Annotated in this window: 12 protein-coding genes; 9 read left to right on the top strand and 3 right to left on the bottom strand. The window is 55.4% G+C overall.

Annotation, left to right across the window (positions count from 1 at the left end; all coding sequences use genetic code 11):
* Positions 1-234: 234 nt before the first annotated feature.
* Entirely contained in the window at positions 235-1071 is an 837-nt protein-coding gene (gene rhaS / locus ACOTY5_RS20735; RefSeq protein ID WP_015569934.1) for an HTH-type transcriptional activator RhaS, read from the top strand.
* 73 nt (positions 1072-1144) lie between these two features.
* Positions 1145-1993 (top strand): HTH-type transcriptional activator RhaR, encoded by an 849-nt coding sequence (rhaR, locus tag ACOTY5_RS20730; protein ID WP_045142627.1) that lies wholly within the window; start codon positions 1145-1147, stop codon positions 1991-1993.
* On the opposite strand, the gene rhaT is transcribed toward rhaR, so the two are convergent.
* On the bottom strand, positions 1994-3028 hold the full coding sequence (gene rhaT, locus ACOTY5_RS20725) for an L-rhamnose/proton symporter RhaT (protein WP_421632010.1): 1035 nt from the start codon (positions 3026-3028) through the stop codon (positions 1994-1996). It abuts the gene before it with no gap.
* A gap of 288 nt (positions 3029-3316) precedes the next feature.
* Here rhaT and sodA point away from each other — a divergent pair, with 288 nt between their 5' ends.
* Both sodA and yiiM read left to right on the top strand, forming a co-directional pair.
* On the top strand, positions 3317-3937 hold the full coding sequence (gene sodA, locus ACOTY5_RS20720) for a superoxide dismutase [Mn] (RefSeq protein WP_003861999.1): 621 nt from the start codon (positions 3317-3319) through the stop codon (positions 3935-3937).
* 66 nt (positions 3938-4003) lie between these two features.
* Positions 4004-4687, top strand: coding sequence for a 6-hydroxyaminopurine reductase (gene yiiM, locus ACOTY5_RS20715; protein ID WP_045142628.1), 684 nt, complete (start codon positions 4004-4006; stop codon positions 4685-4687).
* A gap of 43 nt (positions 4688-4730) precedes the next feature.
* Here the strand turns inward: yiiM and cpxA are convergent, their stop codons facing one another.
* Both cpxA and cpxR read right to left on the bottom strand, forming a co-directional pair.
* Positions 4731-6104 carry an envelope stress sensor histidine kinase CpxA gene (cpxA, locus tag ACOTY5_RS20710; protein WP_015569937.1) on the bottom strand — a complete coding sequence of 458 codons (1374 nt, stop codon included), beginning with the start codon at positions 6102-6104 and terminating at the stop codon, positions 4731-4733.
* Positions 6101-6799, bottom strand: a complete 699-nt coding sequence (gene cpxR / locus ACOTY5_RS20705; protein ID WP_003862004.1) for an envelope stress response regulator transcription factor CpxR — start codon at positions 6797-6799, stop codon at positions 6101-6103. Before cpxR ends, cpxA begins: the two co-directional genes overlap by 4 nt.
* 150 nt (positions 6800-6949) lie before the next feature.
* Between cpxR and cpxP the strand changes: the two genes are divergently transcribed.
* From cpxP to ACOTY5_RS20680, 5 genes are all read left to right on the top strand, one after another.
* Positions 6950-7456 carry a cell-envelope stress modulator CpxP gene (cpxP, locus tag ACOTY5_RS20700; protein ID WP_040118243.1) on the top strand — a complete coding sequence of 169 codons (507 nt, stop codon included), beginning with the start codon at positions 6950-6952 and terminating at the stop codon, positions 7454-7456.
* Between the two features lie 153 nt (positions 7457-7609).
* Positions 7610-8494: a CDF family cation-efflux transporter FieF gene (gene fieF / locus ACOTY5_RS20695; RefSeq protein ID WP_023304638.1), complete on the top strand. Its 885-nt coding sequence runs from the start codon at positions 7610-7612 to the stop codon at positions 8492-8494.
* A gap of 184 nt (positions 8495-8678) precedes the next feature.
* On the top strand, positions 8679-9641 hold the full coding sequence (gene pfkA / locus ACOTY5_RS20690) for a 6-phosphofructokinase (protein ID WP_003862009.1): 963 nt from the start codon (positions 8679-8681) through the stop codon (positions 9639-9641).
* Between the two features lie 216 nt (positions 9642-9857).
* Positions 9858-10847, top strand: a complete 990-nt coding sequence (locus tag ACOTY5_RS20685; protein WP_045142629.1) for a sulfate ABC transporter substrate-binding protein — start codon at positions 9858-9860, stop codon at positions 10845-10847.
* 111 nt (positions 10848-10958) lie between these two features.
* Positions 10959-11702, top strand: coding sequence for a CDP-diacylglycerol diphosphatase (locus ACOTY5_RS20680; protein WP_003862014.1), 744 nt, complete (start codon positions 10959-10961; stop codon positions 11700-11702).
* The last annotated feature ends 33 nt before the right edge of the window (positions 11703-11735 follow it).

Genomic DNA, 11735 nt, shown 5'->3' with positions numbered 1-11735 from the left:
ACTGACAGCCCAAATCTCGCGCTGGCAAGAAAGCAAAGATGAACGTGAGGGAGTTCACAGTTTCCAGTAATGGCGGGGTTTGCAGGCAGTGTGACGCTGACCGCATTTCCTGATCTTTCCGTCTGTTTCTTGAAAAACCGACAGCTTTTGCGCGGTTTGCTGTCAAAAATTTAAGGTGAGCGTGGAAGGCCTTAATTACTATTTTGAGAACTTTTCTCATTGGTGGGGGCCGTTATGACCGTACTGCACAGCGTCGATTTTTTTCCTTCGGGGGCTTCGCCGGTCGCGATTGAGCCACGGCTGCCTCAGGCTGCGTTCCCGGAGCATCATCATGATTTTCATGAAATTGTGATTGTTGAGCACGGAACGGGTATCCACGTGTTTAACGGTCAGCCGTATACCATCAGCGGCGGTACGGTGTGCTTCGTGCGCGATCACGACAGGCACCTGTATGAACATACCGACAACCTTTGCCTGACCAATGTGCTCTATCGTTCTCCGGATGCGTTCCAGTTTCTCTCCGGGCTGAATCAGCTGTTGCCGCAGGAGAAGGACGGTCACTACCCCTCGCACTGGCGGGTGAATCAGTCCACGTTGCAGCAGGTGCGTCAGCTGGTGAGCCAGATGGAGCAGAGCGAGGATGGACAGGAGACGCACGCCATTGCTACCCGCGAGCTGCTGTTTATGCAGCTGCTGGTGCTGCTGCGGCGCAGCAGCCTGGTGGAAGGGCTGGAAAATAACGACGCGCGCCTGAACCAGCTGATGGCCTGGCTGGAAGATCATTTTGCCGAAGATGTCTGCTGGGAAACGCTGGCGGATGACTTTTCGCTCTCGCTGCGCACGCTGCATCGTCAGCTCAAGCAGCATACCGGGCTGACGCCGCAGCGCTACCTCAACCGTCTGCGCCTGATCAAAGCGCGGCACCTTTTACGTCATACCGACGAAAGCGTCACCGATATCGCCTATCGCTGCGGATTCGGCGACAGTAACCACTTTTCGACGCTTTTTCGCCGGGAGTTTAACTGGTCGCCGCGCGATATTCGTCAGGGGAAAGACGCGTTGCTTCAGTAACGCGAGGGCAGTCACCGTTTTTTTGCCGCAAAAAGGCTAATAATGTCCGGTTATTCGCCGTAGAGGTTGTGGTGTGGCTGCTCAGTTCATTCTTCGCAAAGATGATTTTTTTGCCTCCGCGAGTCAGGCCGTCGCGGTGGCCGACCGCTACCCGCAAAACGTCTTTGCCGAGCACACCCACGAGTTTTGCGAGCTGGTGCTGGTATGGCGAGGCAACGGCCTGCACGTCCTCAACGACCGCCCCTACCGCATCACGCGCGGAGACCTGTTCTACATCCGCGCTGAAGACAAACACTCCTACGCCTCGGTTAACGATCTGGTGTTGCAGAACGTCATCTACTGCCCCGACAGACTTAAACTGAATGTCGACTGGGCGGGCAATATCCCCGGTTTTCATGATGCCAGAGGCGAACCGCACTGGCGCTTAAGCAGCAACGGCATGGCTCAGGTGCGCCAGACGATTTCCCAGCTGGAGCAGGAGAGCCAGAAGAGCGATCCGGTGGCAAACCAGATGTCGGAGCTGCTTTTTGCCCAGCTGGTGATGACCCTGAAGCGGCATCGTTACGCTACGGATAATCCCTCTGCTACCACACAGGAAGCGCTGCTGGATAAGCTCATCACCCGGCTTGCGGGCAGTCTGAACAAGAGTTTCGTGCTGGAAAAATTCTGCGAGCAGGAGCAGTGCAGCGAGCGCGCGCTGCGCCAGCAGTTCCGCACCCAGACGGGGATGACGGTCAACCACTATCTGCGCCAGCTGCGCATCTGCCACGCCCAGTACCTGTTACAGCATACGGAGCTGATGGTGAGTGAAGTGGCGATGCGCTGCGGCTTTGAGGACAGTAACTACTTTTCGGTGGTGTTTAACCGTGAGGTGGGGATGACGCCGGTTCAGTGGCGTCATCGCAGTCGAAAGGCAGCGTAATCAGTTCGCCATGCCGAGGCCGACGATATTGGCCGCAATGATAATCACCACACAGCCCAGGCTCAGCACGCCAACCGGACGACGCCCGGCGTTGTTCCACTCTTTCAGCACCAGCCCAACCAGCCCGCCGCACAGCACGTAGAAGCTCATGTGCAGCATCCAGCTCATGTAGTCATACTGCGCCGGAATACTGGCGTGACCCCAGGCGTAGAAGAAGAATTGCAGATACCACATCAGACCGCCGAGGGCGGAGAGCAGGACGTTGGTGACGATCAGCGGTTTTGCCAGCGAGAAGTCGGCTTTTACCGACAGGTTCTTCACTTTTGCCAGACGAATGAAGCAGAAGCCGAGGTTTACCAGCGCGCCGCCGCCCATGATCACCACGTAGCTTGGCAGGGCAACGTACAGCGGATCGACGCCCAGCGCCGCAGCGGCGTCGTGCATCGGTTTGGCGGCGTTCATGGCGAACGACATGCCCGCCGAGAATACGCCGCACATCACCGCCAGCAGCAGCCCTTTCTTCAGGTTGAACTCTTCGGCTTTGATGCCCATCTTGCGTTCTTTCAGCTGGCCTGCGCGGGTGACGATGCCCACGCCGATCACCGCCACCAGCACGCCCAGCAGCGTCATTCGCCCGCCCTGAGTGTTGATCAGCACGTCGAAGTGGCCGTTGAGGATTGGCGTCATCAGGGTGCCAACAATCAGCGTAATGCCAATCGCGATGCCAATCCCCATCGACATGCCTAGGTAGCGCATGGTGAGGCCGTAGTTGATATTACCGATGCCCCACATCGCGCCGAACAGGAATACCGGCAGCAGGGTGGAGGCGTTGAAGGAGGAGAAGTAGCCCCAGAAATCGGGCAGCAGCATGGCGCTGATTGTCCACGGCAAAATCAGCCAGGACACGGTGCCGCCAACGGACCACATGGTTTCCCATGACCAGCTTTTCACCTTTTTAAACGGGGCATAGAAACAGGCTGCACTGGCCGCGCCTATCAAATGCCAGAAAATACCCATCGTAATCGCATGATTCATTTTTACATCCTCATCGTTTTTATAGCCGGAGGCTTCCCGCCGACTTGATGAGTGTAAAAATGAGGCGGTTTGGGAACCTTCAGAAGGTTGCCGCACTTTTGTTCAGGATGGCAATCACCACGTTAAGCACGTGAGCAGACTCACAATTTTGTCATTTATCAAAAATCTAATAACCTTATAAAAACTACGGCATTGATAATCATTTTCAATATCATTTAATTAACTATAATGAACCAACTGCTTACGCGGCATTAACAGCTGTGCCGCCCGACAATAATGGAGAGGATTATGAGTTATACACTGCCATCCCTGCCGTATGCCTACGACGCACTGGAACCGCATTTCGACAAGCAGACGATGGAAATCCATCACACTAAACACCACCAGACCTATGTGAACAACGCGAATGCTGCGCTGGAAAGCCTGCCAGAGTTCGCTAATCTGCCTGTTGAAGAGCTGATCACCAAACTGGACCAGCTGCCGGCAGACAAGAAAACCGTGCTGCGCAACAACGCGGGCGGTCACGCTAACCACAGCCTGTTCTGGAAAGGCCTGAAAACCGGCACCACCCTTCAGGGCGACCTGAAAGCGGCTATCGAGCGTGACTTCGGTTCCGTTGACAACTTCAAAGCGGAATTCGAAAAAGCCGCTGCAACCCGTTTCGGCTCTGGCTGGGCGTGGCTGGTCCTGAAAGGTGACAAACTGGCGGTCGTTTCTACCGCTAACCAGGACTCCCCGCTGATGGGTGAAGCTATCTCTGGCGCATCCGGCTTCCCAATTCTGGGTCTGGACGTGTGGGAACACGCTTACTACCTGAAGTTCCAGAACCGTCGCCCTGACTACATCAAAGCCTTCTGGGATGTAGTGAACTGGGACGAAGCAGCAGCGCGTTTCGCCGCTAAAAAATAAGGTTGCATTGACGCATGTGAGAAGCGAGTCTGATGACTCGCTTTTTTTGTATCTGAAGGAGTGGAGATGCATTACCCGGTGAATGTGTTTACAGGCAAGGTAAGGGAGTACGAAGGCAGCCGCCCGAGCGCCATCGCCAAAGTGCAGGTCGACGGTGAGCTGACGTTGACCGATCTCGGGCTTGCGGGTGACCAGCAGGCTGAAAAGAAAATCCACGGCGGGCCCGATCGCGCGCTGTGCCACTATCCGCGCGAGCACTATCAGCACTGGAAAGCCGAATTTCCTGAACAGGCGGACCTCTTCGTCGCCCCCGCGTTTGGCGAAAATCTCTCAACGGAGGGGCTGACGGAGAAGAACGTCTTTATCGGCGATATTTACCGCTGGGGCGATGCTTTGATTCAGGTCACCCAGCCGCGCTCACCGTGCTTTAAGCTTAATTACCATTTCGGCATTCAGGATATGTCGGCCCAGCTGCAAAACGCGGGTAAAACCGGCTGGCTGTATCGCGTTGTGCAGGCGGGACAGGTTTCGGCGGATGCGCCGCTTGAGCTCGCTTCGCGCCTGAGTGAGGTGTCGGTGTACGAGGCCTGCGCAATTGCCTGGCATATGCCGTTTGATGACGAGCAGTATCACCGCCTGCTGTCAGCGGCGGGATTATCCACCAGCTGGACCAGAACGATGCAGAAGCGGCGGATAAGCGGCAAGATCGAGAGTAGTTCGCGGAGATTGTGGGGGAAAGAGGTTCCGTAGAAAGTAGGCCGGGTAAGGCGAAGCCGCCACCCGGCACATACGGTTACGAACGCTTATACAGCGGCAGCCACAGCGTTAACCTCAGCCCGCCCAGCGGGCTGTCATCGGCTTTCACCCAGCCACGGTGCTGTTGCATGGCGGTTTCAACAATCGCCAGACCCAGCCCCGTACCGCCAGATTCACGGTCGCGCGCCTCGTCGGTGCGGTAGAACGGACGGAAAATCTGCTCGCGATCTTCCGGGCTGACGCCGGGACCATCGTCATCGACAATGACCGTAATCCCGTCTTTATCCACCGAAAACGCCACTTCAATCTTCGTGTGCGAATAGCGCAGGGCGTTACGCACGATATTCTCCAGCGCGCTTTCCAGCGTGTTGGGGTTACCGTAGAGCGGCCACGGGCCCGGCGGGAAGTTGACGGTGAACGATTTGCCCATCTGCTCCGCTTCGAACGCCGCGTTGTCCAGCACCTCATGCCAGAGGTGATTGGCTTTCACCGTTTCGCTCACCAGCGCGTTTTTCTGCTGATTGCGCGACATCACCAGCAGATCGTTGATCATGCTGTCCAGGCGATGCGCTTCCGTCTCAATACGCTCCAGCTCTTTACTCTCACCGCTGCGGCGGCGCAGCAGGGCGGTACCCAGCTGTAAGCGCGTGAGCGGCGTCCGCAGCTCGTGGGAGATATCCGACAGCAGGCGTTGCTGCGCGGTCATCATGCGGTCAAGAGCAGAGACCATCTGGTTAAAACTGGTTCCGGCGGCCAGGAACTCCTGCGGCCCGGATTCCAGCTCCGGATGCTGCCTCAGGTTGCCCTGCGCCACTTCGTCCGCCGCATTTTTCAGCTTACGCGCCGGTTTCGCCAGGCTCCACGCCAGCCATAACAGCAGCGGGGAACTGACCAGCATCGTGACAATCAACAGCAAAAGCGGACGGTCAAACAGCAGGTTGATAAAGTCGGACTGGGAACTGCTCGCAGGGCGAATCAGATAGAGCTGGTAATTGTCTTCCCCATCCCGCACCGAGAAAGGACCGACCATCTCTACCCGACCATATTTCTTTTTCTGTGGGTGATCGGCATTATCCGCCTGGCCAATAAAGTTGCGGATAATCTGCATTTCATTGCGATCGGCCCCAATCACGCGGCCTTCACTGGTGACCAGTAAAAGACGTTGTCCGGGGGGCGCCCACTTGTCGATAGCGCGAAACAACCTGCGCCACCACATTAAATCGTTCGGCGGATCGTTTGCCAGCTCCGCTTCCACGTGCTGCTCGATCATCACGCCCTGACGTTGCTCGCTGTCGAGTAGCTCCGTCATCTGGCGTGAGTCGAGTTTTGGCAACATCAAAACGAGCATTAAAACCAGTGCCAGCGTCAGCCAGAAGATGGCGAAGATGCGGGCGGTTAAGCTGCCTATCATGAAGCGGAAACCATCAGATAACCGCGACCACGCAGGGTTTTAAACCAGGGATGACCGTCTTTACGCTCCGGCAGCTTACGGCGCAGGTTCGAGATATGCATATCGATGGCGCGGTCAAACGGGGTGAGGCGTTTGCCGAGCACTTCCTGGCTTAAGTGTTCACGCGACACCACCTGGCCGAGATGCTGCGCCAGCAGATACAGCAGGGTGAACTCGGTGCCGGTTAGCTCCAGCGTTTCACCGTCGAAGCTCGCTTCCTGGCGGCCCGGGTTCAGGCTCAGGGAGTCCACTTCCAGCGTAGGTGAGCTGTTGTCGGTATTCTGCTGCTGCTCGCTCCAGTGAGAGCGGCGCAGGATCGCGCGAATACGGGCCACCAGTTCACGGTCGTTGAACGGCTTAGGTAAATAGTCATCCGCACCCAGCTCAAGGCCGAGTACGCGGTCAAGCTCGCTGCCGCGTGCGGTCAGCATAATGACGGGGGTCTGGTGTGTCTGGCGAAGCTCTTTCAACGTATCAATACCGTTTTTCTTCGGCATCATGACGTCGAGCAAAAGTAAATCGATGCTGTCGTCAAGGAGACTCAGCGCCTGTTCCCCATCATGGGCAACCAGGACGTTGAAACCTTCCATGTCGAGCAACTCCTTTAAAAGAGATGTGAGCTCTCGGTCATCATCAACTAACAGGATTTTATTCATTGTTTAAATACCTCCGAGGCAGAAATTACGACATCAAGGCTATCTAATCCATGACTTTACGTTGTTTTACACCCCCTGACGCATGTTTGCAGCCTGAATCGTAGACTGTCTCTCGTTGAATCGCGACACGAAAGATTTTGGGAGCAAGTGATGCGCAAAGTTACCGCTGCCGTCATGGCCTCAACGCTGGCCTTCAGTGCGTTTAGCCAGGCTGCTGTAGCTATCATCAGCGATAACGGTACCTCAGCAGAGGGCGCAACGCAGCACAGCAGCCAAAGCCATATGTTTGACGGCATAAGTTTAACCGAACATCAGCGTCAACAGATGCGAGATCTGATGCAGAGGGCAAGACACGACCAGCCCCCTGTTAATGTTAGCGAAATGGAGACAATGCATCGCCTTGTCACCGCAGAAAATTTTGACGAAAGCGCTGTACGCGCTCAGGCCGAAAAAATGGCGCAGGAACAGGTTGCCCGCCAGGTAGAGATGGCGAAGGTTCGCAACCAGATGTTCCACCTGCTAACGCCCGAGCAGCAAGCGGTTTTGAATACCAAACATCAGCAACGGATGAACCAGTTGCGTGAGGTTGCACGGATGCAGCGAAGCTCAGATATGACGCTTTTCAGTAGCAATAGCAGTACCCGTAGTAACCAGTAAACCCTGTTTTCCTTGCCATAGACACCATCCCTGTCTTCCCCCACATGATGTGGGGGTTTTTTTTGCCCATCGTTCAGGTTTGTTAACGCTTTATTCATCCTTTCACTCCACCACCATCCGTTATACTAGCGCCATGGCATGACAGGAGTGTTTATGAATCAATCCTATGGACGGCTGGTAAGCCGGGCCGCAATAGCCGCGACGGTGATGGCGTCGTGTTTGCTGATCATTAAAATTTTCGCGTGGTGGTACACCGGGTCGGTCAGTATTCTGGCGGCGCTGGTGGATTCACTGGTGGATATTGCCGCCTCGCTGACCAACCTGCTGGTGGTGCGCTACTCGCTGCAACCGGCGGATGAAGAGCATACGTTTGGCCACGGCAAAGCGGAATCGCTGGCTGCGCTGGCACAAAGCATGTTTATTTCGGGCTCCGCCCTTTTCCTGTTTTTGACCGGCATTCAGCACCTTATTTCGCCTTCTCCGATGAACGATCCGGGCGTTGGCGTGGTCGTAACGGTAGTTGCACTTATAAGCACACTTGTTCTTGTAACGTTCCAGCGCTGGGTTGTACGCAAAACACAAAGCCAGGCTGTACGGGCCGATATGCTTCATTATCAGTCTGATGTTATGATGAATGGGGCTATTCTTATTGCGCTCGGTCTGGCCTGGTATGGCTGGCATCGGGCCGATGCGTTGTTTGCGTTAGGGATAGGGATCTATATTTTATACAGCGCGTTGCGGATGGGGTATGACGCGGTGCAGTCGCTTCTTGACCGTGCGCTTCCGGACGCAGAACGTGATGAAATTTATGCCATCGTGACCAACTGGCCTGGCGTCAGTGGTGCTCACGATCTTCGTACGCGGCAGTCAGGGCCGACCCGCTTTATTCAGATTCATTTGGAAATGGAAGACAACCTGCCACTGGTTCAGGCGCATATGGTCGCTGAACAGGTGGAGCAGGCGATTTTGCAGCGTTTCCCTGGGTCAGACGTCATTATTCATCAGGATCCGTGCTCTGTCGTACCCAGGGCGTTTTGAGCTTTCGTAATTCGTTGTAAAAAAGTGAGCCAGAGCAGCATTTTGTGGATAAATTACCACCATATGGCCTGACCTGAATCAATTCAGCTGGAAGGGATTGATATACTATTTGCAGTATTCGACGGTTGAACAGTTTCTTCCGGCAGCAGATTTCAATTTTGCATTCCTAAGTTCAGAGGTAGTCATGATTAAGAAAATCGGTGTGTTGACAAGCGGCGGTGATGCGCCGGGCATGAACGCGGCAATCCGTGGGGTTGTCCGTGCAGCGCTGACGGAAGGTCTGGAAGTTTTTGGTATCTATGACGGTTACCTGGGTCTGTATGAAGACCGCATGGTTCAGCTCGACCGCTACAGCGTTTCTGACATGATCAACCGTGGCGGTACTTTCCTCGGTTCTGCGCGCTTCCCGGAATTCCGTGACGAACACATCCGTGAAGTGGCTATCGAAAACATGAAAAAACGGGGTCTGGATGCGCTGGTGGTTATCGGCGGCGACGGCTCCTACATGGGTGCAAAACGTCTGACTGAAATGGGCTTCCCGTGCATCGGCCTGCCTGGCACCATCGACAATGACATCAAAGGCACCGACTACACCATCGGTTACTTCACCGCGCTGGGTACCGTTGTGGAAGCGATTGACCGCCTGCGTGACACCTCTTCCTCTCACCAGCGTATTTCTATTGTTGAAGTGATGGGCCGTTACTGCGGTGACCTGACTCTGGCGGCGGCAATTGCCGGTGGCTGTGAGTTCGTGGTGGTGCCGGAAGTGGAATTTAGCCGTGAAGATCTGGTCGCTGAAATCAAAGCCGGTATCGCGAAAGGTAAGAAACACGCCATCGTTGCTATCACCGAGCACATCTGTGACGTTGACGAGCTGGCGAAGTACATCGAAACCGAAACCAAACGCGAAACCCGCGCGACCGTTCTGGGTCACATTCAGCGTGGTGGTTCCCCAGGCCCGTACGACCGTATCCTGGCGTCCCGCATGGGCGCGTACGCGATCGAGCTACTGCTTCAGGGCCACGGCGGCCGCTGCGTCGGTATTCAGAACGAGAAACTGGTTCACCATGACATCATCGATGCCATTGAAAACATGAAGCGTCCGTTCAAGGGTGACTGGCTGGACTGCGCGAAAAAACTGTACTGATCGGCGTCTGTATTGCGCCGGGTGGCGGCTTCGCCTTACCCGGCCTACAAAAGCACGGTTCGTAGGCCCGGTAAGCGAAGCGCCACCGGGCTTTTTTATGCGCCCACCCTTTCTTTTATTCCTCCACGTTATAGCCAATCTTTTTTTATTCTTTAATCATCGGTTAGCTTTCTGGCACGCTGCATTCATCAAAACACTACACAAGAGAGCTGGGCGATGAATAAATGGGGCGTGGGGTTAACATTATTGCTGGCATCGACCAGCGTTCTGGCAAAGGACATTCAGTTACTGAACGTGTCGTACGATCCGACGCGTGAACTGTACGACCAGTACAACAAAGCTTTCGCGGCGCACTGGAAACAGGAAACCGGCGATAACGTGGTGGTTCGCCAGTCTCACGGCGGTTCCGGTAAGCAGGCGACATCGGTGATCAACGGTATTGAAGCCGATGTGGTTACCCTGGCGCTGGCTTATGACGTGGACGCGATCGCGGAGCGTGGCCGTATCGACAAAAACTGGATCAAGCGTCTGCCGGACAACTCTGCGCCATACACCTCGACCATTGTCTTCCTGGTGCGTAAAGGCAACCCGAAACAGATTAAGGACTGGAACGACCTGATTAAGCCAGGCGTGTCTGTCATTACCCCGAACCCAAAAAGCTCCGGCGGCGCACGCTGGAACTATCTGGCAGCCTGGGGCTACGCGCTGCACCACAACAACGGCGATCAGGCCAAAGCACAGGACTTCGTCAAAGCACTGTTTAAAAACGTCGAGGTGCTGGACTCCGGCGCGCGCGGCGCAACCAACACCTTCGTCGAACGCGGCATTGGCGACGTGCTGATCGCCTGGGAAAACGAAGCCCTGCTGGCGACCAACGAGCTGGGTAAAGACAAGTTCGAGATCGTCACCCCGAGCGAATCGATCCTGGCTGAGCCGACCGTCTCCGTCGTCGATAAGGTTGTTGATAAGAAGGGCACCAAAGCGGTGGCGGAAGCCTATCTGAAGTACCTCTACTCACCTGAAGGGCAGGAAGTTGCGGCGAAAAACTTCTACCGCCCACGCGATGAGGCCGTCGCGAAGAAATACGAAAACGCCTTCCCGAAACTGAAGCTGTTCACTATTGATGATGTGTTTGGCGGCTGGACCAAAGCGCAGAAAGAGCACTTCTCTAACGGCGGCACCTTCGACCAGATCAGCAAGCGCTAAGCGTTTTACAAAGAACGACACGGTAACCCGGTGTGAGAAATCCGCCGGGTTTTTTATTTGGTCATCATTTTGCGTTACTCTTTTGCCTCTATTGAAAACAGGGAACGCGTTGTGAAAAAAATTATCTTACTGATTCTGATCGTTATCGCCCTTGCCGCAGGCGGCGTGTACTGGATGAAAGCGGGTAATCCGAATGCGTTGCGTCATATCGTTCTCGACCAGTGTGTGCCCAACCAGCTGCATAACCGTAACCCGGCACCGTGTGCGCAGGTGAAGCCAGATGCGGGCTACGTGGTGTTCAAGGACCGCAACGGGCCGCTGCAATACCTGCTGATGCCCACGTACCGTATCAACGGCACCGAAAGCCCGCTGCTGACTGAGCCGCAGACACCGAATTTCTTCTGGCTGGCATGGCAGTCTCGTCATTTTATGAGCATGAAACGGGGGGCCGACGTGCCTGACAGCGCCGTTTCGCTGACCATCAACTCCCCGACCGGGCGCACGCAAAACCATTTTCATATCCACATCTCCTGTCTGCGCCCAGACGTGCGCGAGAAGCTGAACGCGTCGCAGGGGCAAATCAGCACCCAGTGGTTACCGCTTCCGGGCGGGCTGGAAGGGCATGAATACCTTGCCCGTCGGGTGACGGAGAACGAACTGGTGCAGCGCAGCCCGTTTATGATGCTGGCGGAAGAGCTGCCGGAAGCCCGCGATCATATGGGACGCTTCGCGCTGGCGATGGCGCAGCAGTCGGACGGCTCGTTTGTATTGCTGGCGACAGAGCGTAACCTGCTTACCTTTAACCGCGCGTCGGCTGAGGAATTGCAGGATCATCAATGCGATATCCTGAAGTGACCCCACCATAAATAGCGTTTACTCGCCCTGCCT

It is taken from the genome of Enterobacter cloacae complex sp. SHL018 (assembly GCF_049237905.1).
GTDB classification, from domain to species: Bacteria; Pseudomonadota; Gammaproteobacteria; order Enterobacterales; family Enterobacteriaceae; genus Enterobacter; species Enterobacter hormaechei_C.
This window is presented reverse-complemented; position numbering and strand designations above follow the sequence as displayed.

What these genes read in the sequence shown, in the direction of transcription:
- cpxA (WP_015569937.1), bottom strand. Translation starts at nt 6,104, where the DNA reads ATGATAGGCAGCTTAACCGCCCGCATCTTCGCCATCTTCTGGCTGACG.
- ACOTY5_RS20685 (WP_045142629.1), top strand. Translation starts at nt 9,858, where the DNA reads ATGAATAAATGGGGCGTGGGGTTAACATTATTGCTGGCATCGACCAGC.
- cpxR (WP_003862004.1), bottom strand. Translation starts at nt 6,799, where the DNA reads ATGAATAAAATCCTGTTAGTTGATGATGACCGAGAGCTCACATCTCTT.
- cpxP (WP_040118243.1), top strand. Translation starts at nt 6,950, where the DNA reads ATGCGCAAAGTTACCGCTGCCGTCATGGCCTCAACGCTGGCCTTCAGT.
- sodA (WP_003861999.1), top strand. Translation starts at nt 3,317, where the DNA reads ATGAGTTATACACTGCCATCCCTGCCGTATGCCTACGACGCACTGGAA.
- pfkA (WP_003862009.1), top strand. Translation starts at nt 8,679, where the DNA reads ATGATTAAGAAAATCGGTGTGTTGACAAGCGGCGGTGATGCGCCGGGC.
- yiiM (WP_045142628.1), top strand. Translation starts at nt 4,004, where the DNA reads ATGCATTACCCGGTGAATGTGTTTACAGGCAAGGTAAGGGAGTACGAA.
- rhaT (WP_421632010.1), bottom strand. Translation starts at nt 3,028, where the DNA reads ATGAATCATGCGATTACGATGGGTATTTTCTGGCATTTGATAGGCGCG.
- rhaS (WP_015569934.1), top strand. Translation starts at nt 235, where the DNA reads ATGACCGTACTGCACAGCGTCGATTTTTTTCCTTCGGGGGCTTCGCCG.
- fieF (WP_023304638.1), top strand. Translation starts at nt 7,610, where the DNA reads ATGAATCAATCCTATGGACGGCTGGTAAGCCGGGCCGCAATAGCCGCG.